Consider the following 23182-nt stretch of genomic DNA (forward strand, 5'->3'; position numbering starts at 1 on the left):
CCTCTTCTCGTCACGGGGCGGTGGCCGGCCCCATTCCGTCACCGGCGGGGGTGGTCGGCCACCGGGTCCGCGAGGCGTTGGTCGATGTCGGGAAACGAGCCGTCGCCGAACAGGATCCGCACCGCCAGGGCGCGACCGGCGCGACCGCGTAGCACGGTCACCGCCGCCTCCGCCGCGGCGGGGGACCGGATACCGGCGAAGACGCGGCGCAGCGACAACCGGCCCCGAAACCGGTTTCGCAACGCGCCCCCGTCGTATCGGCTCAGCACCCGTTGGTCGCCGGTACGCAGGTATCCGGCGGTGACCGCCGCGGCCAACTCGGACATGCGCAGGCAGGGGTCCAGCCCACCGGCCGTGAGCGGTGACACCGCACCCGCCGCGTCCCCGACGAGCAGCCCGGCGGGACATGCCAGCCGCCGCAGTACACCGCCGACCGGGATCGGACCACCTCGACGCTCGATCGGCCCGACCGGCGCCGCGTGGCCGGGCGCGTCAGCGACGAAGGCGTCCAGCAGGTGGCGGATACCGGCGCGCATCGCGTCCGGATAGCCCGCGACACCGACATGCGCGTGCCGGCCGTCGTCGATCACCCACCCCAGATACCCCGGAGCGACCCGGGGGTCCAGCACGCAGTGGAACGTCGGGGTGGTCGTGCCCGACGCGATCGGGTGGACGATCTCGGCGCCGACGAGAAGGCGCCGGTTGACGTCAAGGCCGAGGTCACGGGCCACCCGGGAGCGGGCACCGTCCGCACCGACGACGAACCGCGCCCTCACCGGTTCCGCGCCCTCCAACCGCACGAAACCCCTCGACACGCCGACATACCGTACGCCCAGGAGGACCCGTGCCCCGGCCGACTCCGCCGCGCCGCGCGCGTGCTCGTAGACGGCCGCCATGTCGGCCACGCGATACTCGTCCCGGTCACTGGTGAGCCGGATCGGTGCCCGCCGCGACGGCGGATACAGCAGCACGTCCCGGATCCCCGGCCCGAGCAGGTGATCGGGGATGTCGAAGTCGTCGAGGGTACGGCGCACGAAGATCCCCGTCGTGCGGATGCCGGCCGACAACGATCCTCGACGGTCGACCACCATCACGTTCAGGTCCCGGCGCGCGAGCAGGCGGGCGGTGCTCAGACCGGCCAGGCCCGCACCCACGACCAGTACGTCCACTGTCTGCATATCTTGTGACGGTAAGGGCGACGCCTCGCCCGTACGACGGTTTGCACGCTACCTGCCCCATACCTCCACACCGTCGCCACACTCGGCTCCCTACCGAGAGGGCCGCGCCCTGCGCCCCGGTCGGCACCGCGCACACCCGCCGAAGTGCCCCGGTCCAGCCGGGTCAGCGCGGGTGCAGGAGGTTGGCGGCCCAGGTGGACGCCAGGCAGGCGTAGAAGACGAGCAGCACCGGGACCAGCGACTGGCCGACGTACGACATCGGGATCAGGGCCGCCTGCGTCGCGGCCAGCGCGCCCGTGACGCCTCCGAAAACGTGGCGGCGCACCCCGCTGAGCCGTGCCGTCTCCTGGACGGGCGTGATCAGTCCGAGCACGGCGACACCCGCCATCACGGTGCCGGGCGACCGCGCCACGGCGGCCGACGCGAGCAGCACGATCCCGCAGCAGAAGAGGCCCGCGGAGATCCGGGCGGCCCACACCTCGGCGGTGTCGAACAGCTGCCGGTCGCGAAGGTTCCGGTGCAGAACCAGCGTGGTCACGGCCTGGCTCACCCAGTTCACCCAGGTCGCCACCGTGAGCAGCACCATGTAGACGAACCAGGGGACGAACAGGCACAGCGCGAGCCACAGCAGGATCCGCCGACGGGTGAGGAGACGCAGAGACGCGAGCCAGCCGTCGAGACGACGCAGCGGATTGCGCTGTTTGAGGGCCTCCAGGAGCAGGCTCCGGCCCTCCTCGTACTCGGGCGCGAGCCGGAGTGTCTCGCGGAACGCGTCGGCGGCGGCCCTGTGGTCGCCGGTCGTCATCATGACCAGTCCGTACGCACGGTGCGCGTCCGCGTTCTCGGGGGCCAGCCGGATCGCCCGCGAGGCGTGCTCGCGGGCGCCGTCCGCGTCGCCGAGCTCGGCCAGGGTGAGCCCCATGATCTGGGCGAGCCCGCCGTCCTCCGGTGCCAGCCTCAGTCCACGGCCCGCGGCTCCGGCGGCGGCCGGGAACTCGCGAAGGTTGAAGTGGGTGCGGGCCAGCAGTTCGTAGATCAACGGCTCGTCCGGGCCGCGCGCCAGCGCGTTCTGGAAGGCACCCAACGCCTCGCGCTCCCGGCCGGTTCTGCCCAGGATCAACCCGGCCACCCAGTGCCCGAACCAGTGATCGGGGATCAGTCCGGTCCCGCGGTTCGCCTCCACGAGCGCCTCGTCCATGTCCTTCTGGAGAAAAAGCGCGAGGGCGAGCATGAGGTGCGCGGCCGGATTCTGCGGATCCTCGGCCAGCGCGGCACGGGCCTCCCGCTCGGCGTCGGGGCCGCGGCGCAGCATCACCAGCATCCGCGCCCGCTCCGCCAGAGCCTGGACCCGGGCGTCGACCGAGGAGGTCATCGCCGCCTGCCGCCGATCCAGGGCAGCAGGTCGTCCCAGGCCCCGCTCTCGTTGGAGTACGTGACGTAGTTTCGGGCCGTGGCCATCCATTCGGCGACCGCCGTCGGGCGGACCGAACGGGCCGCGCCCAGCAGGTCGGCGGTGGACAGCGGCAGGAGGCGGCCAACGCGTATCGCGTCCTGGAGCTTGGCCTCCACGGCCCGGTCCACCACCCCCTTGAGGTCGGCACCGGTGAACCTCTCGGTGGCCTCGGCGATCATCCGGAAGTCCACCTCGGCCAGCGGCGTCTTCCTGCACAGCAGTGACAGAACGGCCGCCCGCGCCGCCACGTCCGGCGGCGGCACGAACACCAGCTGGTCGAACCGGCCGGGACGGCGGAACGCCGCGTCCACGTACCAGGGGGCGTTCGTCGCCGCGAGGATCAGAACCCCCTCGTTGGCGCCGCCCTCCACACCGTCCATCTCCGCGAGGAACTGGTTGACGATCTGCCGGTTGTGCGCCTGCCCCATGTCCGAGCGGCGCGCCGCCAGCGCGTCGACCTCGTCGAAGAACAGCACGCACGGGCTGTTGCGACGGGCCCTCTCGAACGTCGCGTGCAGGTTGCGTTCGCTGGACCCGACGTACATGTCGAGGATGTCCGACAGTCCGACGCTGATGAAGTCGGCGCCCAGTTCTCCGGCGGCGGCCCGCGCCAGATGGGTCTTCCCGCAGCCGGGCGGCCCGTACAGCAGCACCCCGCCGCCGGCGCGCCTGCCGTAGGCGGCGAACATCTCCGGCTGCTGGACCGGCAGCAGCAGCTTCATCCGCAGGGACTGCTTGACCTGCTCCATCCCGGCCACGTCCGCGAAACTCGTACGCAGCCTGTCGGCGCCCGGGTTCAGGGGCGACGCCACGTTCGCCGCCGCCTCGTCGAGGATGGGCCTCGGCACGGAGTTCGTGAGCTCGGCCTCGAACACGGGATCGGCGAGCGAGCCGTCCCGTGCCACGGCCTCCCGGTAGCGCAGTCGTGCGGCCGCCACGTCCCCTTCCGCGGCCAGCGCCCTGGCCACGACGACCCCGGCCCGGGGCGGCCCCTGCCCGGCCACGACGCGGTCGAGCGCCGCCAGGGCCGCGCCGCTCTTGCCCTGCCTGAGGAACACCTCGGCGAGCCCGGTCGCCGACTCGGCGTCACCGGGAACCAGGGCGAGCGCGGCGCGGAACTCGGCCTCGGCATCCATGAGCAACCCCGCGCTCAGCAGCTGTTCGGCCAGGTGGCGCCGCAACGGAAGATTGTCCGGCGACACCCGCAGCGCCTGCCGCAGCGCGTCCAACGTTCCCCGATCGGTCACAAGAGGCCCGCCTTTCACCCCAAAGCTGGAAACATCTGTCGATGATTCCATGCGGGTTCGCACCCGGCTGCCCCGCGCATCCGGTTCGTTCGCTCCCCCGCCCTCTCCGACGCGAACCGCGGTGGGCGCATCGCCTCCGATCAACGAATGCCGACCGGCGCATGAGGATCAGGAGAGTCAGAAGATCACTTCCCGTAAGGAACGATCGTCTCCCGGAATCCTCGGGCGGCCTCACAGGTCAGGCGTTCAGCGATCTTTGCACGGCGACGTCCACCAGCTCGTGGATCTCCCGCTCGGTGAAGATGTCGGGCAGTGTCAGCCGTTCCACGATGAGCCAGTTCAGCGCGAGGTAGAGGAGCACCGCCGAGGTCGAGTCACCGGGCAGGCCCGAGGCGGCATGGTGGCCGACGTTGGCGTCGATGTCCTCGCGGATGCGTTTGGTCAGCACCGCGCGCAGCTCAGGGCGCCGGGTGGACTCCAGCCGCAGTTCGAGCAGGGCCAGGTAGCCGGAGTTGAAGGCGGAGACCCGATCCACCAGTTCGTGCATGAGCTCGGCGTAACGGGTCGCGTCCTGCACACCTTCCCGGCTGCGGGCCATCGTGGCCTCGTCGGGCAGCAACCGCTCGTAGATGCGCCCGCCGACCTGGGTGAACAGGTCGTCGCGGTTGGCGAAGTAGTTGGAGGCCGTGCCCAGGGGCACGGCCGCCTCCGCGTCGACGGCCCGGAAGGTCAGCCCCCGCGCCCCCTCCTTGGCCAGCACCTCGATGGCCGCGTCGATCAACGCCTGCCGTCGCTCGGGATTCCTCCGCACTTGACACCACTCCATCTGTAGTACTACGTTCCAACCACTACAAGCAGAGTACTACATTGGGAGTTAATTGATATGCGAAAACTCGTCTACTACGTCGCCGTCTCGCTCGACGGCTACATCGCGGGCCCCAACGCCGAGTTCGACTTCTACCCCGTGTCGGACCAGATGGCCGCCTGGATCAACGACCGCTACCCCGAGACGCTCCCCACCCATGTCCGCGGGCTTGTCGGCCTTGAGGACGCGCCCAACAAGGTCTTCGACACGGTGGTGATGGGCCGCGGCACCTACGAGCCGGCCCTGGACGTCCCCACCACCAGCCCGTACGCCCACCTGCGCCAGTACGTCGTCTCCAGCACCCTGACGATCGACGATCCCACGGTGCGGGTGGAGACCGGTGACCCGGTCGAGCTCGTCCGGCGGCTGAAGGCCGAGGACACCGGCATGGACATCTACCTGTGCGGCGGCGGCAGGCTCGCCGCCTCCCTGCTCCCGGAGATCGACGAGATCATCCTCAAGGGCTACCCCGTGGTGGCGGGCGCGGGCATCTCCCTGTTCTCCGGACGGTTCCGCCCCACCCTGTTCACCCCCACCCGGCGCGAGTCCTTCGACAACGGAACCCAGGTCACCTGGCTCACCAGGGCTTAGCACCCCGAGCCGGCCGGACACCTCGGCGCGAGACTTCCTCAGGCAGCACGCGCCCGGCGAATGAGCACCCATCCGGAGCCCGCAAGAGTGTGGCCGGGGAACATGGCTCGCGGTCGCTTGACCTCGATCGAGGTTGAGGTTGGAGACTGCTCCGCGCCGGTGTCGGACAGCCGAGTACGGGAGAGCGACTGACGTGCGAGTGGTGAAGGTCATGAGTTTCGGAGGCCCCGAGGTGCTGGTCGCGGGCGAGGCGCCGGAGCCGGTCGCCGGGCCCGGCCAGGTGGTGGTCGACGTGTCCGTCGCGGGCATCACCTTCGTCGAGACGCAGATCCGGCGCGGCGTCGACAAATGGCACGCCAGGCCCGAGCTGCCGTACGTGCCGGGCGGTACGGTCGCCGGCCGGGTGGCCTCGCTCGGAAAGGGCGTGGATCCGGCCTGGTCGGGACGGCGCGTCCTCGCCGGCACCGGGGAGAGCGGCGGCTTCGCCGAGTGTGCGGTGGCCGCGGTGGGCGACCTGATCCCGGTGCCGGAAGAGCTGGGACTGCCCGAGGCCGTCGCCCTGTACACCGACGGCGGCACCGCGCTGGGCCTGGTCGAGGGAGCCCGGATCCGCCCCGGTGAGTGGGTGCTGGTCGAGGCCGCGGGTGGCGGTGTCGGCAGCCTGCTGGTGCAACTCGCCCGCGCGGCCGGCGCCGGGGTCGTCGCGGCCGCGCGCGGCGCGCGGAAGCTGGAGCTGGCTCGCGATCTGGGCGCGGAGGTCGCGATCGACTACTCCGATCCCGGCTGGACGGACCGGGTACGCGAGGCGACCGGTGGCGCGGGCCCCGACGTGGTGTTCGACGGGGTCGGCGGGGAGATCGGCCGGGCCGCGTTCGAGGTGACGGCGGACGGCGGCCGCTTCTCCGTCCACGGCGCCTCCAGCGGCCAGGTCACCGCGATCGACCTCACGCGGGCGCGACGGCGCGGGGTCGAGGTGATCGGGATCGAGCAGCTCTTCGGTTTCGGGCCGCGGATGGAGAAGTGGACGACGCGGGTGATGTCGGAAGCGGTGGCGGGCCGGATCCGGCCGGTCATCGGGCAGACCTTCCCCCTGGAACGCGCCGCGGACGCACACGCCGCGATCGAGTCACGCGCCGCCCTGGGGAAGACCCTGCTCCTGATCTGACAGCACCCCAGGACCTCCCCGCCGAACCACGCACCGCGATCGGCCGGAACCGTTGTGCCGCTCAGTCGGATGTCGTCCCGGCAGATTCGGGGCTCAAGTGGTCGGTCAGGAAGGCGATGATCTCGTTCCTGGCCTTCAGCGTGAGATGTTCCTCCTCGTCGACGAGGTGGGCGGTGACAACGCTGTGGGGGGCTCGATCACGTCGCCGAAGAACGGGGGCGGGCCGGTGTCCGCGGAACCGCCCGGAAGAACACGGCCGTCGCAGGCATCGCCGAGGAGCGCCCGGCAGGCGGCGAAGCGACCGCCGGTGCACCGGCGGTCGTCCGATCAAGGTGATCGGACGGTCCCCGGCATCGGTCGAAGGTCGGGGGTGGCGGGGCGGATGAGGCCGCTCTCGTAGGCGAAGACCACCACCTGGGCGCGATCACGCAGCCCGAGCTTGACCAGCACGCGGCTCAGATGCGTCTTGACCGTCGCCTCGGCCAGATGCAACGCCGCGGCGACCTCGGCGTTGGACAGCCCGCGCGCCACCTGCACCAGCACCTCGTACTCGCGCGCGGTCAACTGCGTCAGCCGCTCGTCCCGCTCGGCGGGCCCCTGTGTCATCTGTGGCGCGAACCTCTCCAGCACGCGGCGGGTGACGCGTGGCGACAGCGCCGCCTCTCCCTCCGCGACGTTGCGGATCGCGCTCAGCAGTTCCTGCGGCCGGGTGTTCTTCGGCAGGAACCCGGACGCTCCGGCCTTCAGTCCGGCGAAGGCGTACTCGTCCAGATCGAAAGTGGTCAGGATGAGCACGCGCGAACGTGGGCTGTCGCGCACGATCCTGCGGGTGGCCTCGATGCCGTCCAAGCCGGGCATGCGTACGTCCATCAGCACCACGTCCGGACGCAGGTGCCGCGCCAACCGGGCCGCCTGCTCGCCGTCACCCGCTTCTCCGGCCACCTCCATGTCCGGCTCCGCCTCGAAGACCATGCGGAAGGCCATCCGCAGCAGCGACTCGTCGTCGGCGATCAGCAGCCGGATCATCGTGGCGCTCCCAGGTTCAGCACGGCCAGCACCCGCCATCCGCCGCCCGCCACCGGTCCGGCGTCCAGGGTCCCCCCGTAGGCGGCCACCCGTTCCCGCATGCCCGCGATCCCGCGCCCGTCGTCCCGGAGCCCGGGGCGGGGCCCCGGCGCCCGGGTCCCGGCACCCGGGGACCCAGGAGCGCCGAGCACGACCGGGGCGCGAACATCGGTGACCTCCACCTCGGCGCGGCGCGGCGACACGTCGACCCGCACATCGGCGCCGGCCCCGGGCGCGTGCCGCAGCGTGTTCGTCAGCGCCTCCTGAACCAGCCGGTAGATCGTGAGCTGGGCGGCGGCGGGAACCGCCTTGGTGTCACCAAGCACCCGGACACACGTCGCGAGCCCGGCCGCGCGCATCCGCTCGGCCAGCGGACCGATCTCGGCGATCCCGGGCGCGGGCTGAAGTGTCTCCTTGAGGCGGTCCTCGTCCCAGGTGGCGTGATCTCGGCCGGAGCTCAGGGAGTGACGCATGTCCCGCAGGGCCTGACGTCCCGTCGCGGCGACCTGTTCCATCGCCGCCGCGGCCCGGTCCGGCGCGCTGTGGCGGACGTGGGCGGCGCTGTCGGCGAGCGCGACCATGACCGACAGATTGTGAGTGACGATGTCGTGCATGTCGCGGGTCATCCGCGCGCGCTCCTCGGCGACGGCCAGCCGTGCCCGCTGCTCGCGGTCGCGTTCCAGGAAGGTCACATACGCCCCCCGCCCCCGCACCCACAGGCCGCTCATGAGGGCGGCGCCCGCCATCGCGCTCAGCGCGGCCACCGTGAAAGGGAACCGGCCGGGCGGCGCCCAGCGGGCGGCGGCCAGCAGCACCCCGACCTGCAGCGCGAGCGCCGCCGACAGGGTGTGACGCCACGGGCGACGCGCGGCGACCGTGTAGAGGGCCACCAGGAGGGCGGCGTCGGCGGGAAGCTGCACGTCCAACGCCCACTGGACGGCGGCGGCGAGACCGATCGCGCCCAGGACCGTCATCGGAGCGCGCCGTCTCCAGGCCAATGGCGCCACCAGCGCCGTCTGCAGCGCGAGCAGCCACGGAGGACCGGACAACACCTGGCCGGGTCCGAGCGTGGCCAGGAACAGCGCGGCGGCGAGCAGCGCGTCGAGGGGCATGGGCGACCATCGGCTCGGCGCGATGAGGCGGGCCGCCGGACGGCCGGCTGGTTCCATGCACTTCACCCTAGGTCTCCTGCGGGTTCGCTCCCGCTCCTCCCCGGGGATGACCGTCATCCGAAAGTCGCATGCGCGCGCACGACCTCCGCCGCTGGCCCGCGGGCGTGCCGGACTGCCAGCCTCGTCGGACACCCCTTTTCCGGTTGAGGAGCCTTCGCATGCCCATTGTCACGAAAAATACGGATTTGGCCGTTGATTCCAAGGCCACCGGCTCGTCCGCCGTCTCCAGCAGCCCGGCGTCCGCCGTCTCGAAAGCCGCACGCACCGCAGGCAAGGTCGCGGGGCTGGCCGTACTGGTGCTGGCGACCTGCCCGCCCGCGGCCGGCGCCGACGCCGGGAGACCGATCGGGGTGAGCCTGCCCGCGCCCGGCGGCCCCTATACGGTCGGGACCGTCGCCGTGCGACTGGTCGACCGCTCGCGGCCCGACCCACTGGTGGCGGCCAAGCCGTACCGGGAACTGATGATCAGTCTGTGGTATCCGGCGACGGGCGGCGGGCCGCTCGCGCCGCACATGCCGCCACTGGCCGCCGCCGACTGGGATCGGCACTCGGCACCGCCCCTGGGCATCGCCAAGGGCGCCGTCGCCTGGGCCGCCACGCGCACGCATGCCCGCGTGGGCGCGCCGGTCGAACCGCGCGCGGGCAGGCTGCCGGTGGTGCTGTTCGGTTCGGGGGACGGCGGGCCGCGCACGCTGGGCACCACCCTGGTCGAGGACCTGGCCTCGCGCGGCTACCTGGTCGTCACCGTCGACCACACCTACGAGGCCGACCAGGTGGAGTTTCCCGGCCGGCGCCTGGTGCGCGCCCTGCCGCTGCCCGCGAAGCTGACGCCGAAGGTCATCGCCAAGCTGCTGGCCGAACACGCGACGGCACGCCTGGCGGACATGCGCTACGTTCTGGACCGGGTAACCGCCCTGGCCCACGGCCGCCCCATCGGCGGCAGGCTGCCCACGGGGATGCTCGGCGCGCCCGACGCCTCGCGGGTCGGGGTGCTGGGACAGTCGCTGGGCGGGTCGGTCGCCGCGCAGCTGACTCGCGAGGACGCCCGCGTGGACGCGGGCGTCAACCTCGACGGTGCCTATGTCGGCCCGGTGGCCACCCGGGGTGCGGCCAAGCCGTTCCTGCAACTGGCGGCCGAGACCCACACGCGTGACAGCGAGCCGAGCTGGAAGTCGTTCTGGCGGGCCTCGACCGGATGGAAGCGGGAGCTGCGCTTCAAGGGCGCGGCCCACGGCTCGTTCACCGACCTGCAGCCGCTGCTGCCGCAGATCGCGACCACACTCCCCAAGGTGCCGCTCGCGGACTACGTGGGCACGATCGACCCCGGCCGTTCGGTGGCGGCCCAGCGCGCCTACGTCGGAGCCTTCTTCGACCTGCACCTGCGAGGCAGGCCGACCCGCCTGTTCCAGGGCCCCGACACCCGCTTCCCCGAGGTCTCCCTCATCCCCTGAATCCACGGGGCCCGCCCTCGCCCACGCGGCCGGTTCCCCGGTCAGGCATCCCGGACGACGGCGCGGGGGAAGTCACCTCTCCCGCATGCGTCCGAGCCATGCCCCTGCGAAGAAGGCCCGAACGCCGGCCGTTCTCCAGCCGTGATCGGCACGACCGCGTCGGCTGCCGGCCTCGCCCGTCTCCTCTTTCCGGCGCGCCCGGTTCGCCGCCTCACCGGGCCGAGGCACGAAGGGCCGCCGCGATCCACGCGAAGAGCTCGGGCCCCTCCTCGTCACCGGCGGGCGGCGTCCCGTTGATCACGGCCACCAGGGACAGGTACCTGCCGTGGGTCGCGTCGTAGCGGGCCTCCTCGTGGGAATCCTCGCGCCGGATCTTCTCGACGAGGAGGAAGGCCGTGGCCATCCGCTCCCGCGACTCGGCCGCGGTCTGCCCGCCGACGGCCTCGGCGGACGCGTTCGCCATGCGAACGACCAGCTCCCGCGCTCGGGGAGAGTCCGCCGGCAGCCCGGAACGATACGCCTCCACGATCTCCTCCCCGACCTTCGCCCCCTCCTCGTGGATGAAGTCCCACACCGGTGCGGCGGCCATGCGCCGTCCGGGGAACGTGCCGTAGGTGTCCCGGAGATAGGAGCGGACCGCGCCACGGAACTCCTCGCCCCGCAGCAGGTCGGCCAGCTCGATCCAGGCTTCGAGCTGGGCGGCGGTGGGGTCCTCCGGCAGGCTCGGTCGCATCGTCCGCAACCGCTCGACGAAACCGGGGGGTACGTCGAGATCCTCGCCGACCTCGTTCCAGAAGTCGTCGACGAGCCGCTCGCGCTCCTCGTCGGGCATCGAGACGAGTTTGTGCATCAGGGTCACCTGCGCGGCCGTTCCGCCCTGCTTGACCAGGGTTCTCAGCACGGCCCGTCTGGCCCGGAGGACTCGCTCCTGACGCTCGACCAGCTCCAGGTGCGTCGCGAGGAGATCGTGCAGCGACGTCTCGCCGTCGAGCAGCCCGCGGATGTCGTCCAGGCCGGCGTCCAGGTCACGCAGGGTGCGGATGAGCTCCAGCCGGGCGATCGCCCGGACGTCGTACAGGCGGTAGCCCGCCTCGGTCACATCTGTGGGCGCGATGACCCCGGCGTCGGAGTAGTAGCGGATGGCGCTGACACTCAGACCGGTCCGGCGTGCCACGTCCCCGATCGGATACAGCTCGTTGTCGTCCATGCCGCCACTATGGTGTCTCAAGCGGCTTGAGACTCAAGTCCCGCCCCGCCACCGTCATGCGTCCGCACGGCTCGGCTCGAATCTCGGCCAGAACCCTCCGAACACGTCGGCCTGCACGACGCGAAGAGGTCGACCGGCGTTCGTCGTGAACGTCGAGGTCTTCCTGGAGCGTGACGGCCGCCGGCTGCTCATCCAGCGCGGGACGCAGGAAGCCCACGCTCCCGGACCGCGACTGCTCGTCGGCTCATGCCTCCGACGTGGTCTGGGCGGCCGGTTGGTGGCGCGGGGCGGCGAGGTCGTGGGCGGAGCGGGCCAGCCAGATCATGACCAGGACGCTCGAGACCACACCGAGTGCCTCGACAGCGACTCCCTCGTCCTGGAACGGCAATGCCGCCAGTAGCAGCAGGATGGGCACCACCAGGGCGGCGATGCCGTACGCGACGGTCGCCCTCCCCCAGCGGTCGTCGCCCCCTTGGGCCCGCAGGATCAGCACCGTCCAGGCCAGGGCGGCCAGGCCGCAGATCGTCTCCGCCCAACCCGGGACGGGCAGGCCGACGAGGTCGAGTACGCCGATGACGGTGAAACCGCCGTACCCCAGCACCCCCGCACCCCGCGTGTACTCGCGGTCGCGGTCCAGCACCCGCATGAACAGCAGCACGACCACCCACATCACCGCAGAGTGCATCACCGCCGTATCCGCCCAGATCCACGACGCGATGACGTGGAGCAGCCACATCGCGGCCACCGCGACGTAGAGCGCGACGCGCACCCGAAGGGTGTTCCGGTCCTGCTGGGGCGGCGGTCCCGCCGCCGGGCCGCGCAGGGTCTGCCGGATCCCCCACGCCCAGGACATCCCGGCCAGGACCAGGAGGAGCAGGTTCTGCCCTGTCGCCGCGACGCCCTCGGGGAGGGGCGCGAACATCGTCAGCCACCACAACGGACCAAGGTCGCCGGATGCCAGGGCGACGACGACGGCGACCGTCAGCGCGGCGCCGTACAGACCGGCGACAAGCAGGGCTGAAGGGTGACGACGTGACACGGGACGCTTCCTGAGGATTCGGGGGGATGGGAGCGAACGCCTCACCCTACAGTCGATCATCGGGAATGGCGCCAGGTGGAGGACGGGTCCGCGGGGGACCTCACGACGAGCCCGGCGCACCCGCTGACACCCTCGAAACTCCGGCAGGGCCGGTTGACCGCATACCGCTCATGGGCCGAAGCAGGCCACCCACCCGCCGCATAAGCCGCGAACACCAGATAACCGTGACGCAGCCCCAGTCCGGCCTGCCCGGCGACGCGAGCTCCGATCTCCACCAGCGCCCTGACACCGCCGGACGCGGGGCAGACCGTCTCGCGACGTGACCCCGCTTGACCTTGACACGGTGAGAAGGCTTTCACTGCTGCCAAGGAGGTGGTCCCCGTGCTCGAACGGGACGTGGTGGTGGTGCCCGCGGCGCGCCCGCGACAGCGGTTCTTCTCGCAGAGCTCCCGTTTCGCCGGCGATCTCACACAGAGTCACCTACCGGCCGAAGCCCGGGGTCGTCGGCGACCTCTCCTCATATCCGGCGGCCGGTCCTGCTCCGCGCGCTCGTCGGCGCGCCGAACAGGTCCGGCCGGCTCGTCCCACATTTCAACGCGCTCGACGCGCGAGGAGGGGATGCAATCCGTCATGACCATGATCTACAAGTCCGAGGCCGGTGAACGCGAGCTCCGCGACCACTACCGGCAAGCGCTGGAGTCCTGGCCGGTTCCCGCCGAGCACCTGTGGGTGCCGACGCGCGAGGGCGAGACCTTCGTCCTGGCCTGCGGCCCGCAGGACGCACCGCCCCTGGTGCTGCTGCACGGCTCGGGCACGAACACGGCGATGTGGCGAGGAGATGTCGCCACCTGGTCTCAGCACTTCCGCACCTACATCGTCGACCTCGTCGGCGAGCCGGGCCTGAGCGCGCCCTCGCGCCCCGCCCTGGACTCTGACGCGGTGTCCCTCTGGCTGGACGACGTACGGGAAGGCCTCCAGATCACCGACGCCGCGTTCGTCGGCGCGTCTCTGGGCGGCTGGACGGCCCTGGACTACGCCATCCGCCATCCAGAGCGAGTGACCCGCCTGGTGCTGATGTGCCCCGGCGGCGTGGGACGGCAGAAGGTCGGCTGGATCTTCAAGACCCTGCTGACCCGCCCGTTCCGACGCGATCGACTACGCGAGTCTGTGATGATCGTCGCGGGACTGGACGAAGAGAAGGACCGGCAGGCCCTCGACGCCCTCGTCTTGACGTTCACACACTTCAACCCGCGCCGGGAAAAGCTCCCGGTATTCCCCGATGAGGCGTTGCGCGGCCTCACCATGCCCGTACTCGTCATCGTCGGTGCCCACGACGCCATGCTCGACTCCCACCAGACCGCCCGGCGTGTCCGTGAGTGCGTCCCGCACTCGACCGTGCACCTGCTCCCCGAAGCCGGTCACGCCATCTTCGGCCAGGCCGAGCCGATCGCCGAGTTCCTCCGGGCCTGAGGCGAAAGGTCACTCGACGCCGAAAGCCCTGTCGGCATCCTGCTCACGACCACGGCCCGCGCCTGAATTCACCGAGCTGTTTCACGTGATTCCCCTGGTCTGTGCTCATGCAGTGGGGTCGGCTTCGGGGTCGGTAAGGCGTGAGCGGGGTTGTCAGAAGGAGATCGGTCGATTCATCGGGTGGGGTTCTCGGTGAACGATGTGACGTGGTCGGTGACCCACTGGTGGAAGGTTCGCGCCGGCCTTCCGAGGAGGTCGGACACCGTCGAGGTGACGTACGCCGGGTGTCCCATCGTGGCGTTCCACGCCGCGAGGAGCATGTCCACGGCCGGGCGTGAGGCTTCCGGGGTCTCGCGCCGGAACTCGTCGGGCGACAGTTCCTCGAACGTCAGCCGGCGGCCCAGCACGTCTCCGATGACGCGTACCTGTTCGGCCTGGGTGAGTGACTCGGGGCCGGTCAGGACGTAGTCGCCGCCGGCGTGTCCGCCCTCGCGCAGGATCCGCGCTATGACCGCGGCCACGTCCCGATCGTCGACCGGGGCCGTCTCGGCCGCGCCGTACGGCCACCGGACCACGCCGTCGCCACGGATCGCGGCGGACCACCAGAACAGGGCGTTCGACGCGAACATCCCCGGCCGGACGATCGTCGCGTCGAGTCCGGTGGTCGCGACGAGCTCCTCGATCTCGGCGTGCAGCGCCGCCATCGGGTTCGGTTGCCGGAAGAACGGGTGCGGGGTCCGGTGCGGCGCGGACAGGTAGACGACCCGCTGCGCGTGGGCGGCCAGCCGGTCGACGACGGCCGCCGCGGTCTGCGGCGGGGCGGTCCAGACCAGGAAGACCGTGTCGACGGCGTGCAGCGCGGCGTCGAGCGATTCGGGCACCGTGAGATCGCCGGTGACGATCTCGACGCCGGCGGGCAGTGTCGCCGCCGACTCGGAGCGGCGCACCAGGGCACGGACCGGCACTCCCGCGTCGGTCAGCAGGTCGACCACGGCGCGGCCGATGCGTCCGGTCGCCCCGGTGACGAGCACCGGAGGCCCTCCCGTGGGTGTCAGGGCGGCCTCGCCGTCGGCGGCGGGGTGCGGCCGGGTGTCTGTCTGTTCCATGGGCGCATCTTTTCGTTACCGAGTTAAAAACGCAACTTAGTAACAAATGTTACCCTGGCGGAGTGAGCGAGCCGGTCGGGCTGCGGGCCCGCAAGAAGGTACGAACCCGGGACGCGATCGCCGAGGCGGCGATCTCGCTGTTCCTGGCGCACGGGTTCGACCAGGTGTCGGTGTCCGACATCGCCGCGACGGCCGAGGTGTCGAAACCGACGCTGTTCCGCTACTTCGCCACCAAGGAAGACCTGATCCTGCACCGCTTCGCCGACCACAACGGTGAGGCCGCACGCGTGGTCCGCGACCGACCCCCGAATATCACACCGATGGCGGCGCTGCACCGGCACTTCCTGGCCGGCCTCGATCGCTTCGAGCCGGTCACCGGCCTCAACGACCACCCCGAGGTGGTGGCGTTCCATCGGCTGGTGTTCACCACGCCAAGCCTGGCGGGACGGCTCCTGCAGTACATGCTCGACGACGAGGACGCGTTGGCCGCCGTCCTCGACCCGGGCGTCCGGGGCCGGCTGCAGGCCGCCCAGGTGATCGCGGTTCAACGCGTACTGGCCAGGACCAACTGGCAGAAGATCGCCGACGGGCGGACCGCACACGACGTGCGCCCCGAGGCGATCGCCGACGCCGACCATGCCTTCGCCGCCTTCGCCCGGCTGTGCCACACGACGGGCGCCTCCTAACCCGCCGCGCCCGCGCACTCCGGCCGGCGCCGCCGAGCGTTGACACCACCGGGGCAGGCAGGTCCAATGCGGCGAGGATCGCCGAGCACGCCACAGTGATGGCCCTGGCCACTGCTGCCTACTTATCGCGATCTTCTTCTCGCTGCCGACCCGCCGCTACCGCCCTCGACGCTGACGCCCCCGTCCGGTCCGCCGCTACCGCCCTCGACGCTGACGCCTCCGTCCGGTGCGCTAGCGTCATCACATGCTGCGCCGATGGATGCTACCGATTTTCTTCCTCGGACTCGGACTCGCCGCAGCGGCCCGGCAGACCGCCCAGGGGTCCCCGGGCGCCGCCGTCGCACCGCTCCTGCTGTTCCTGCTGGGGGCCGTCCTGCTGTCCCCGCTGATGTTCCCGAAGTCCATCGGCGCGGCGGAAGCGCTACGCCGCAGCGAGGCCGACGGCCGCCCGATCGTCTACTGGCGCCCCGGCTGCCGCTTCTGCCTGCGGCTGCGCATCCGGCTCGGCCGCCACGCCTACCGGATGCACTGGGTCGACATCTGGCGCGATCCGGAAGGCGCCGCGGCGGTCCGGGCGGCCACCGGCGGCGACGAGACGGTGCCGACCGTGGTGGTGGCCGGCAAGCCGCACGTCAACCCCGATCCTCAATGGGTGCGCGCGCAACCGCCCCTCTGAGAGGTCGCAGCCGTCCGTTTCGACATGCCACCTGACCTGGCGGCGCCTTCAGGCCTCCCAGCCGGCCGCGAGATACCGGGACGTCGCCGAGGAGTCGCGTCAGCCGGTCGTTGAAAAACGGCGCGAGCCGCGCCCGCACCCTCGCGCGAGCCGAAATCAGCCGATGACGGCGAGGTCGACCGAGTCGTGCTGAATCGCTCCTGTCAGATCGCCTTTCGACGGCCCGAGGGCGCGATGACCCGATCGACGAGGTCTTCGACGAAGGCCCTGGACGGCGGCCGGGCCTGGAAGACGCCCCGGACGAGCACGCCGCCCACCAGCAGGGCGAGGGACGACTCGACGTCCTCGGGCGGCAGGTGGGCGCGCAGGACCGCTTCCATCGACCGGGTGCCCGCCTCGTAGAGCTGCTGGCGCAGCTCGTCCACGACCGGATCGCTCCCGGAGCGCTCGAAAACGCCTCCCAGGACGCGGTCGAGGTGCCCGTCGGCGAGGTCCTCGGCGAAGTCGGTCAGCCCGGCGATCAGGTCGGCCCGCAGGTCGCCGGTCGGCTCCGGGTGGTCGACCGCGTCGCAGATCCGGCCGACCGAGGCCCGTACCAGGTCCAGGCGGGTCGGCCAGTGCGCGTAGACGGTCACCTTGGAGTAGCCGGATCGGCGTGCGACCTCGGCGTGGGTCACCGCGTTCCACCCTTCCTCGAGGAAGAGCCGCGTCGCGGCCTCGACGACGTCGCGGCGCGTCCGCAGGACTCTGGGATCGACCCCCTCCGCTTCCCCCTGCTCCATGTCGAATGATCCTATCCGGCTTCCTAGACCAAGAGATAACTTCTGAACACCTTGTACAGTACTTTCCAATGCGGCATATTAAGCGGCCGGCGGTGCGCACCAAAGCGCACCGCCTGCCGTCGACATCGGAAGAGGCGTCATGAGAACCACCACCCCGCGGAACCGTTCGAAAAAGCTCGACCTCGGCCTCTGGACCGCCCAGGGCCTCCTGACGCTCGCCTTCGCCGGTGCCGGCGTCTGGAAGCTGGTCACGCCGAGGGCGCAGCTCGCCGAGATCCTCCCCTGGGTCGGGGAGACTCCTCCGGCGCTGCTCTACGCGACCTCCGTGTTCGACATCCTGGGCGGGATCGGCGTGCTGCTGCCCGCGCTCACCCGCGTCAAGCCGGGGCTGACCCCGCTGGCGGCGCTCGGCTGCGTCGCGCTCCAGGTGTCCGCGATCGTCTTCCACCTCTCGCGCGGGGAGACGGACGTGGCGTTCAACATCGTGCTCCTCGCACTCGCGCTCTTCGTCGCCTGGGGCCGCCACCGCATGGCCCCGATCGCACCGCGCGGGTGACGGACGACCCCGATCACACCGCGCAGGGAACGGCGCCCTGTGTCCGTCCGGAACCCTCGGCGGACACCACCCCGCGCGGCCCCGGCCACTGACGATCTGCACATCGATGGCAGCAATGACTGCTTACGGGAAAAACTGCCACAATGAAGTCATGATCCCCAAGGTCGTGGCCGTCGTCGGCGACCGGGTCGCCGCGTTCGAACTCGGGATCGTCTGCCAGGTGTTCGGCCTGGATCGCTCCGACGACGGGCTGCCGCTCCACGACTTCACGCTCTGCACTCCACGACCTGGCACGATCCCGACGACCTCGGGGTACGCCATCCAGGTCGAGCACGGGCTGGAGCGTCTGATCGACGCCAACCTCATCACCGTGCCCGCCTGGCCTCAGCTCGACGCGCCCGTTCCCGCTCCCCTGTCCGCGGCCCTGCGGGAAGCCGTCGCGCGAGGCGGGCCGGGTTCGGCGGCGCCGACACCCTGCGCCACCACTTCACCGCCCGCCGCGGCATCGCCCCCGCCGCCTACCGTCGCGCCTTCCGCCACAGCACGTAACCGACCGCCGGCACGGGCGCACCGGCTACCTCCACACCTCCGCCACGGGTGGCGGGCGTGCCGCTCCCCGAGCGGTGAGGGTGAGGTCGGTCGTGAGGAGTCCCGAGATTGGGGCTTCGGGGCACGACCACCAGGATGGCAGGAATTTCCGGTAACCGGGCAGTGCTGCCACTCCTCCTGAATCGTCCGCTCTCACAGACTCGGGGCATGACATCGAGCACACACCGCCGTCCCTCGCTCGCGGGTCCTTTCCCCCTGCCCCGGCAGGAGCGCTTCACGGTCGCCGTCCACGCGCCCGGTGCCGGACCGCAGCACTGGGCCGGCGCACCGAGCGCCGCGCTGGACGCCGACGGCACGTTCGTCCTGGCCTATCGCGTGCGGGAGGATGGCGAGGACTACAACGTCGTGGCCCGCTCCGCGGACGGCGAACGCTTCACCACCGTCGCCGTCCTGCCGCGCCATCACTTCGGCGCGGCGATGGTGGAGCGCCCCGCCCTGGTCCGCACCCCGTCCGGCGGCTGGCGGCTGTATGTCAGCTGCGCCACGCCCGGAACCAAGCACTGGTGGATCAGGATGGTCGAGGCCGCGTCCCCGGAGGAACTGGCCGAGGCGGACGTGCGGACGGTTCTGGCCGGGGACGCCCGCACCGGAGTCAAGGACCCGGTGATCCGCTACGACGGCACAAAGTGGCGGGCCTGGATCTGCTGCCATCCGCTCGACGTGCCGGGCGCGGAAGACCGTATGAGCACCGCATACGCCACCAGCCAGGACGGACTGAGCTGGCGCTGGCACGGTGTCGTCCTCACCGGCCGGCCCGGCTCGTGGGACGCCCGCGGCGCACGTCTGACGAGTGTTCTCCCCGACGGCCGCGCCTGCTACGACGGACGCGCCTCGGCGGCGGAGAACTGGCGTGAACGCACCGGGCTGGCGACGCCGTCCAGCGGCGCCGGAGGCGCGCGGCTCACGCCGGTCGACGGCCCTCCCGTCGCGGACGTCCGCTACCTCGACGTACTGCCCCTTCCCGGCGGCGCTCATCGGATCTTCTACGAGGCCCGGCTGCCCGACGGCAGCCACGAGTTGCGCACCGAACTGGTGAAGTGAAAACGTCCGCGCTTCGCCGGGGCACGGCGGTGGGGTGGCCGAGCGTCTCCACCTTCGGTTCGATGACGACCGGCTGTGGGCGGGAGAGGGTGCTCTTGGCGCCGGCGTAGTCTGCCCACAGCCGGGCCGACCGGCGCCTGCCGACATCGCCGGCGAGCGGCTGTTTCCCGGAAACACCGGGTACGTCTATCGGCTCGGCCCGGGATGACCGGAGGAAGCCGGACGGCGGTCACGCCAGCGGGCCGCCGTCAGGCGGTACAGCACGTGGCGGCGGAGCCGGTGACCGGGCGGCAGGACCGGATGGTCGAAGTCGCCGGCAGAGTCATGGGTCATGCCGAGGCGTTCCATGACCGCGCTGGAGCGCGTGTTGACCGTCGCGGTGAAGGAGACCACCTCGTCCAGGCCAAGGCGGTCGAGGGCGAGATCGAGCGCGGCGGTGGCGGCTTCGGTGGCGTACCCGTGCCCCCAGGCTCGGCGGCTCAGCCGCCAGGCGATCTCGACGGCCGGCATGAACGGCGCCTCGAACGTGGGCCGGTGCAGGCCGGTGAAGCCGATGAACTCGCCGATTTCCTGGAGTTCCACCGCCCACCGCCCCCAGCCCTGGCGGGCGATCGCATCGTTGCCGGCGGCGGCGAACGCGTCGCTCTCGGCGCGGCTGAGCGTGGACGGGAAGTGCTCCATGACCGACGGGTCGGCGTTGAGTGCGGCGAAGGGCTCCAGGTCCGAAGGGCGCCAGGGGCGCAGCAGCAGCCGTGCGGTGCGCAGTTCGGCCGGCGGCAGGAGGATGGGGATGTTCACCATGACCGATCCTGTGCCCCAGCGGAGAAGGGTCCGTGCAGCGCGGCCCACTGCAGCAGCATGATCGTTTTGGCGTCGGCGATGCCGCCGTGGCGGACGAGGCGGAGGGCGTGGTCGAAGCCGAGCTCGACGACCTCGATGTCTTCGCCTTCCTCGGCGACCCCGCCGCCGTGTGAGGTGCGGGTGGTGGGGCCGTAGGGGGCGGCGTAGAAGTGCAGGCGTTCGGTGACCGAGCCGGGGCTCATGTAGACGGTGAAGACATGCTCGGCCTCGCCGATCGCGTGGCCGGTCTCCTCGGCTGCCTCGCGGCGGACGGCCTCCTCCGGAGTCTCGTCGTCGAGCAGCCCGGCGGCGGTCTCCAGCAGCATGCCGTCGGCGTGCCCGTTGACGTAGGCGGGGTAGCGGAACTGGCGGGTCAGCAGGACGGTACGGCGGGCGATGTCGTACAGCAGGACCGTCGCGCCGTTGCCGCGGTCGTAGGTCTCCCGCTCCTGCGTGCTCCAGCGGCCGTCGGCGTGCCGGTAGTCGAAGGTGGTGGTGCGCAGCACGTACCAGTTGCAGGCCAGGAGTCGCACGTCGCGCACCCGGACCCGGGTGTTGCCGGTGAGATCGCGTCCCGCCCGATCCAGGCCGGTGCGGCCGCGGCGGTCCGGCTCGTCGAGTCCCGCGGTCATGACGCCCTGCCGGCGGAGAGACCCTTCCCGAACAGCGGGAGGTGCACGGGCACCGTGGCGATCGCCCCGATCCTCGGCAGCGGCCGGCGGGCTTTGCGGGCCTCCGGCCACGGCGTGCCGTCGGCCGCCTCCGGAACGAGGCCGTGCACCGGCGACCGGACGTTCAGGAGCAGGCCGCGGAGGGACGCTGCCGCGCCGACGCGGGCAGGGGCGAGCCGGTCGGCCAGTTGTGCGTTCATGATGCCTTTTCTGCTGTTTCTCGCTGCCACCCATTCCCCGATCATCGGGACGTGTCCACTGCGGAAGACGGGCCGCGCCGTCTCCTCCAGCCGGGCCGGGTCGCGTGCCATCGGTTCGGAGTCGTCGCCCGTGCCGGACCGGCAGGGGCCTACGACAAGAATCATCACGCGACAGGACTATAATACGAAATATTCGGAAGAAACAAGGAGAAACGTGCATGCTGGCCGCGCAACGTAGGGACCTGCTCCTGGAACGCCTGCGGAAGGACGGCCGGATCATCGCCAAGGACCTCGCCGCCGAACTCGGCCTGTCCGAGGACAGCATCCGCCGCGACCTGCGCGACCTGGCCGCGGCCGGCCTGTGCCAGCGGGTGTACGGCGGTGCGCTGCCCGCCTCCCCCGCGATCGCCGACTACGTCACCCGCCAGGGCATCGAGGTCTCCGGCAAGCAGCGGGTGGCCGCCGCCGCGGCCACGCTGATCGGGCCCGGCAGCACCGCGATCCTCGACGGCGGCACCACGACCCTCGAGGTCGCCCGCGCTCTCCCGCTCGACCTGCGCGCCACCATCGTCACCCACAGCCCGACCGTGGCCGGCGCGCTGGCCGACCACCAGGACGTGGAGGTGTACCTGATCGGCGGGCGGCTGTTCAAGCACTCGATGGTGTCCTGCGGCGCGGCGGCGGTGGAGGCGGCCCGCGGGGTCAACGCCGATCTCTTCCTGCTCGGTGTGACCGGCGTGCATCCCGAGATCGGATTGACCACGGACGACGCCGACGAGGCCGCGATGAAGCGTGCCCTGGCGCGGCAGGCCGCGGACACCTACGTGCTGGCCAGCTCGGAGAAGATCGGCGCGGCGTCCCGGTTCACCGTCCTGCCGCTGACAGAAGTGGCCGGCGTCGTCACCGACGCCGAGGCGGGCAACGCCACGGTGCGGGCGCTCGGCGTACCGATCGTCCAGGCCACCTGACCGCCCCGGCACAGCCGACGTGCACGATCCTGCAGAAGCAGGATCACGTGAAGATCAACTCATACACCACTTCGCTGGATGTGCCCCCGGCTGTCCCGGCCGATGAGCAGTCGGCCTGGTTCGAGTCTCGACTCCGACTACTTGGCGTGTGCTTCCAGGAGCCTCGGAAGGTGTCGTGCTTCGCCGAGAAAAGCATGAGCAAGCACCATGGGTTGAGCGCGATCGATGACGGCGAAGCCGGATAAACCGTGTCCGTAAATCTCGTTACCGGGGTGTCCGACCGGTGAGAAGATCGGGAGTGCTCCGAATAGCGAACGCAGTACTCGTAAGATTACCGAGACCGTTGCACGCACTCGCGCTGAAGCACCGTGAGCTGCTGAAGTTCGCGGTGGTGGGCGGAACAGCGTTCCTGGCGGACAACACGGTGTTCTATGGGCTGAAGCTGACCGTTCTGGAACCGAAGCCGGTGACCGCGAAGGTCATCGCGGTGCTCGTGGCGACGATCGTGTCCTATGTGCTGAACCGTGAATGGTCGTTCCGGACCAGGGGCGGTCGCGAGCGCCGTCACGAGGCGGCGCTGTTCTTCCTGGTCAGTGGCGTCGGTCTGGTGCTCAGCTCCGTGCCGCTATGGATCTCCCGATATGTGTTCCTGCTGGAGACCCCGGATGTGAGCCTGGTGACCCAGGAGATCGCCGACTTCGTGAGCGCGCAGGTCATCGGCACGCTGATCGCCATGGTCTTCCGTTTCTGGGCGTTCCGGAAGTGGGTCTTCCCCGACGAGGAGGCCCGGTCCGGCGGCGTGCGGCTGGCTCCCACCCCCGATTCCACGGAAGAGGCGGCTTGACGGCGGCGAATCCGGAAGCCGTCGCGGGGGTGTTCACAAGCAGGGACGACCCGCGGTCGAAGCGAGGCTTGAAAGATCGCTTCCCGCGCCGGTCATGATTCGTTCCCCGGACTCGGCCCGCGCGGTGGGCACGCACAAGAATCATCGTCGGCTTGACTGCGATCTCCGCCCGCCGGATGGTATGGTCTCGGCATGCGGACGATCTTCTTGTTCCTTGGCTGGTGGCGCCCCTGACGGGCGGCACCGTTCATCCGCGTACCTGACAACGCGGCCGCCCGGTTCGGGCGGCCGTTTCGTGTG

Annotated in this window: 24 protein-coding genes; 11 read left to right on the top strand and 13 right to left on the bottom strand. The window is 71.1% G+C overall.

All coding sequences use genetic code 11. From position 1 onward, the window contains the following. Positions 1-38: 38 nt before the first annotated feature. The 4 genes from ACFY3D_RS14670 to ACFY3D_RS14685 form a co-directional block, all read right to left on the bottom strand. Complete coding sequence (locus ACFY3D_RS14670) at positions 39-1178, bottom strand: NAD(P)/FAD-dependent oxidoreductase (protein WP_389979385.1); 1140 nt, start codon at positions 1176-1178, stop codon at positions 39-41. Between the two features lie 163 nt (positions 1179-1341). Further along, a complete protein-coding gene (locus tag ACFY3D_RS14675; RefSeq protein WP_389979388.1) occupies positions 1342-2550 on the bottom strand; it encodes a tetratricopeptide repeat protein in 1209 nt (402 codons plus the stop codon). Then, entirely contained in the window at positions 2547-3878 is a 1332-nt protein-coding gene (locus ACFY3D_RS14680) for an AAA family ATPase (RefSeq protein ID WP_389979391.1), read from the bottom strand. The genes ACFY3D_RS14675 and ACFY3D_RS14680 overlap by 4 nt, the downstream gene beginning before the upstream one ends. A 238-nt stretch (positions 3879-4116) precedes the next feature. After that, positions 4117-4689: a TetR/AcrR family transcriptional regulator gene (locus ACFY3D_RS14685; protein ID WP_389979394.1), complete on the bottom strand. Its 573-nt coding sequence runs from the start codon at positions 4687-4689 to the stop codon at positions 4117-4119. 72 nt (positions 4690-4761) lie between these two features. Here ACFY3D_RS14685 and ACFY3D_RS14690 point away from each other — a divergent pair, with 72 nt between their 5' ends. Next, the gene (locus ACFY3D_RS14690) at positions 4762-5334 is read left to right on the top strand and encodes a dihydrofolate reductase family protein (protein ID WP_389979397.1); all 573 of its coding nucleotides are present in this window, start codon (positions 4762-4764) and stop codon (positions 5332-5334) included. 211 nt (positions 5335-5545) lie between these two features. Then, positions 5546-6499 carry a zinc-binding dehydrogenase gene (locus ACFY3D_RS14695; RefSeq protein ID WP_389979400.1) on the top strand — a complete coding sequence of 318 codons (954 nt, stop codon included), beginning with the start codon at positions 5546-5548 and terminating at the stop codon, positions 6497-6499. A 327-nt stretch (positions 6500-6826) separates the two neighbouring features. Here ACFY3D_RS14695 and ACFY3D_RS14700 read toward each other — a convergent pair whose 3' ends face one another. Then, the gene (locus ACFY3D_RS14700) at positions 6827-7525 is read right to left on the bottom strand and encodes a response regulator (protein ID WP_389979403.1); all 699 of its coding nucleotides are present in this window, start codon (positions 7523-7525) and stop codon (positions 6827-6829) included. Beyond that, positions 7522-8733 (bottom strand): sensor histidine kinase, encoded by a 1212-nt coding sequence (locus tag ACFY3D_RS14705; RefSeq protein ID WP_389979406.1) that lies wholly within the window; start codon positions 8731-8733, stop codon positions 7522-7524. The genes ACFY3D_RS14700 and ACFY3D_RS14705 overlap by 4 nt, the downstream gene beginning before the upstream one ends. A gap of 188 nt (positions 8734-8921) precedes the next feature. Between ACFY3D_RS14705 and ACFY3D_RS14710 the strand changes: the two genes are divergently transcribed. Continuing rightward, positions 8922-10187: an alpha/beta hydrolase family protein gene (locus ACFY3D_RS14710; RefSeq protein ID WP_389979409.1), complete on the top strand. Its 1266-nt coding sequence runs from the start codon at positions 8922-8924 to the stop codon at positions 10185-10187. Positions 10188-10398: 211 nt separating this feature from the next. On the opposite strand, the gene ACFY3D_RS14715 is transcribed toward ACFY3D_RS14710, so the two are convergent. After that, the gene (locus tag ACFY3D_RS14715) at positions 10399-11394 is read right to left on the bottom strand and encodes a MerR family transcriptional regulator (RefSeq protein WP_389979412.1); all 996 of its coding nucleotides are present in this window, start codon (positions 11392-11394) and stop codon (positions 10399-10401) included. Positions 11395-11638: 244 nt separating this feature from the next. Further along, the gene (locus ACFY3D_RS14720; protein WP_389979415.1) at positions 11639-12433 is read right to left on the bottom strand and encodes a hypothetical protein; all 795 of its coding nucleotides are present in this window, start codon (positions 12431-12433) and stop codon (positions 11639-11641) included. A gap of 618 nt (positions 12434-13051) precedes the next feature. Between ACFY3D_RS14720 and ACFY3D_RS14725 the strand changes: the two genes are divergently transcribed. After that, positions 13052-13903, top strand: a complete 852-nt coding sequence (locus tag ACFY3D_RS14725; protein WP_389979418.1) for an alpha/beta fold hydrolase — start codon at positions 13052-13054, stop codon at positions 13901-13903. Between the two features lie 173 nt (positions 13904-14076). Here ACFY3D_RS14725 and ACFY3D_RS14730 read toward each other — a convergent pair whose 3' ends face one another. Next, a complete protein-coding gene (locus ACFY3D_RS14730; RefSeq protein ID WP_389979421.1) occupies positions 14077-15009 on the bottom strand; it encodes an NAD(P)H-binding protein in 933 nt (310 codons plus the stop codon). 62 nt (positions 15010-15071) lie between these two features. On the opposite strand from ACFY3D_RS14730, the gene ACFY3D_RS14735 reads away from it, so the two are divergent. Next, complete coding sequence (locus ACFY3D_RS14735; RefSeq protein WP_389979424.1) at positions 15072-15695, top strand: TetR/AcrR family transcriptional regulator; 624 nt, start codon at positions 15072-15074, stop codon at positions 15693-15695. A gap of 244 nt (positions 15696-15939) precedes the next feature. Continuing rightward, a complete protein-coding gene (locus ACFY3D_RS14740; RefSeq protein WP_389979427.1) occupies positions 15940-16371 on the top strand; it encodes a glutaredoxin family protein in 432 nt (143 codons plus the stop codon). A gap of 203 nt (positions 16372-16574) precedes the next feature. Here ACFY3D_RS14740 and ACFY3D_RS14745 read toward each other — a convergent pair whose 3' ends face one another. After that, the gene (locus tag ACFY3D_RS14745; protein ID WP_389979430.1) at positions 16575-17153 is read right to left on the bottom strand and encodes a TetR/AcrR family transcriptional regulator; all 579 of its coding nucleotides are present in this window, start codon (positions 17151-17153) and stop codon (positions 16575-16577) included. A 139-nt stretch (positions 17154-17292) separates the two neighbouring features. Between ACFY3D_RS14745 and ACFY3D_RS14750 the strand changes: the two genes are divergently transcribed. The 3 genes from ACFY3D_RS14750 (at position 17293) to ACFY3D_RS14760 (ending at position 19359) form a co-directional block, all read left to right on the top strand. Continuing rightward, positions 17293-17709, top strand: a complete 417-nt coding sequence (locus ACFY3D_RS14750; protein ID WP_389979433.1) for a DoxX family protein — start codon at positions 17293-17295, stop codon at positions 17707-17709. Positions 17710-17860: 151 nt separating this feature from the next. After that, the gene (locus tag ACFY3D_RS14755; RefSeq protein WP_389979435.1) at positions 17861-18439 is read left to right on the top strand and encodes a hypothetical protein; all 579 of its coding nucleotides are present in this window, start codon (positions 17861-17863) and stop codon (positions 18437-18439) included. Between the two features lie 26 nt (positions 18440-18465). Then, positions 18466-19359 carry a hypothetical protein gene (locus ACFY3D_RS14760; protein ID WP_389979438.1) on the top strand — a complete coding sequence of 298 codons (894 nt, stop codon included), beginning with the start codon at positions 18466-18468 and terminating at the stop codon, positions 19357-19359. 186 nt (positions 19360-19545) lie between these two features. Here the strand turns inward: ACFY3D_RS14760 and ACFY3D_RS14765 are convergent, their stop codons facing one another. Genes ACFY3D_RS14765 through ACFY3D_RS14775 form a run of 3 tightly spaced genes read right to left on the bottom strand, consistent with a single transcriptional unit; the run spans position 19546 to position 21238 of the window. Next, positions 19546-20160 carry a GNAT family N-acetyltransferase gene (locus ACFY3D_RS14765; RefSeq protein WP_389979441.1) on the bottom strand — a complete coding sequence of 205 codons (615 nt, stop codon included), beginning with the start codon at positions 20158-20160 and terminating at the stop codon, positions 19546-19548. Beyond that, entirely contained in the window at positions 20154-20831 is a 678-nt protein-coding gene (locus tag ACFY3D_RS14770) for an NUDIX domain-containing protein (protein ID WP_389979444.1), read from the bottom strand. Before ACFY3D_RS14770 ends, ACFY3D_RS14765 begins: the two co-directional genes overlap by 7 nt. Further along, entirely contained in the window at positions 20828-21238 is a 411-nt protein-coding gene (locus tag ACFY3D_RS14775; RefSeq protein WP_389979447.1) for a hypothetical protein, read from the bottom strand. The genes ACFY3D_RS14770 and ACFY3D_RS14775 overlap by 4 nt, the downstream gene beginning before the upstream one ends. A gap of 50 nt (positions 21239-21288) precedes the next feature. Here ACFY3D_RS14775 and ACFY3D_RS14780 point away from each other — a divergent pair, with 50 nt between their 5' ends. Beyond that, positions 21289-22038 (top strand): DeoR/GlpR family DNA-binding transcription regulator, encoded by a 750-nt coding sequence (locus ACFY3D_RS14780; protein WP_389979450.1) that lies wholly within the window; start codon positions 21289-21291, stop codon positions 22036-22038. Between the two features lie 343 nt (positions 22039-22381). Further along, positions 22382-22882 (top strand): GtrA family protein, encoded by a 501-nt coding sequence (locus tag ACFY3D_RS14785; RefSeq protein ID WP_389979453.1) that lies wholly within the window; start codon positions 22382-22384, stop codon positions 22880-22882. Positions 22883-23182: the final 300 nt, after the last annotated feature.

This window comes from Streptosporangium sp. NPDC000509 (assembly GCF_042898365.1).
Taxonomy (GTDB): domain Bacteria; phylum Actinomycetota; class Actinomycetes; order Streptosporangiales; family Streptosporangiaceae; genus Streptosporangium.

Excerpts from the sequence above, each read along its gene's own strand:
- ACFY3D_RS14670 (WP_389979385.1), bottom strand. The coding sequence starts at position 1,178 with ATGCAGACAGTGGACGTACTGGTCGTGGGTGCGGGCCTGGCCGGTCTG.
- ACFY3D_RS14675 (WP_389979388.1), bottom strand. The coding sequence starts at position 2,550 with ATGACCTCCTCGGTCGACGCCCGGGTCCAGGCTCTGGCGGAGCGGGCG.
- ACFY3D_RS14690 (WP_389979397.1), top strand. The coding sequence starts at position 4,762 with ATGCGAAAACTCGTCTACTACGTCGCCGTCTCGCTCGACGGCTACATC.
- ACFY3D_RS14695 (WP_389979400.1), top strand. The coding sequence starts at position 5,546 with ATGAGTTTCGGAGGCCCCGAGGTGCTGGTCGCGGGCGAGGCGCCGGAG.
- ACFY3D_RS14700 (WP_389979403.1), bottom strand. The coding sequence starts at position 7,525 with ATGATCCGGCTGCTGATCGCCGACGACGAGTCGCTGCTGCGGATGGCC.
- ACFY3D_RS14705 (WP_389979406.1), bottom strand. The coding sequence starts at position 8,733 with ATGGAACCAGCCGGCCGTCCGGCGGCCCGCCTCATCGCGCCGAGCCGA.
- ACFY3D_RS14715 (WP_389979412.1), bottom strand. The coding sequence starts at position 11,394 with ATGGACGACAACGAGCTGTATCCGATCGGGGACGTGGCACGCCGGACC.
- ACFY3D_RS14725 (WP_389979418.1), top strand. The coding sequence starts at position 13,052 with ATGCAATCCGTCATGACCATGATCTACAAGTCCGAGGCCGGTGAACGC.
- ACFY3D_RS14730 (WP_389979421.1), bottom strand. The coding sequence starts at position 15,009 with ATGGAACAGACAGACACCCGGCCGCACCCCGCCGCCGACGGCGAGGCC.
- ACFY3D_RS14740 (WP_389979427.1), top strand. The coding sequence starts at position 15,940 with ATGCTGCGCCGATGGATGCTACCGATTTTCTTCCTCGGACTCGGACTC.
- ACFY3D_RS14745 (WP_389979430.1), bottom strand. The coding sequence starts at position 17,153 with ATGGAGCAGGGGGAAGCGGAGGGGGTCGATCCCAGAGTCCTGCGGACG.
- ACFY3D_RS14750 (WP_389979433.1), top strand. The coding sequence starts at position 17,293 with ATGAGAACCACCACCCCGCGGAACCGTTCGAAAAAGCTCGACCTCGGC.
- ACFY3D_RS14755 (WP_389979435.1), top strand. The coding sequence starts at position 17,861 with ATGATCCCCAAGGTCGTGGCCGTCGTCGGCGACCGGGTCGCCGCGTTC.
- ACFY3D_RS14760 (WP_389979438.1), top strand. The coding sequence starts at position 18,466 with ATGACATCGAGCACACACCGCCGTCCCTCGCTCGCGGGTCCTTTCCCC.
- ACFY3D_RS14765 (WP_389979441.1), bottom strand. The coding sequence starts at position 20,160 with ATGGTGAACATCCCCATCCTCCTGCCGCCGGCCGAACTGCGCACCGCA.
- ACFY3D_RS14770 (WP_389979444.1), bottom strand. The coding sequence starts at position 20,831 with ATGACCGCGGGACTCGACGAGCCGGACCGCCGCGGCCGCACCGGCCTG.
- ACFY3D_RS14780 (WP_389979450.1), top strand. The coding sequence starts at position 21,289 with ATGCTGGCCGCGCAACGTAGGGACCTGCTCCTGGAACGCCTGCGGAAG.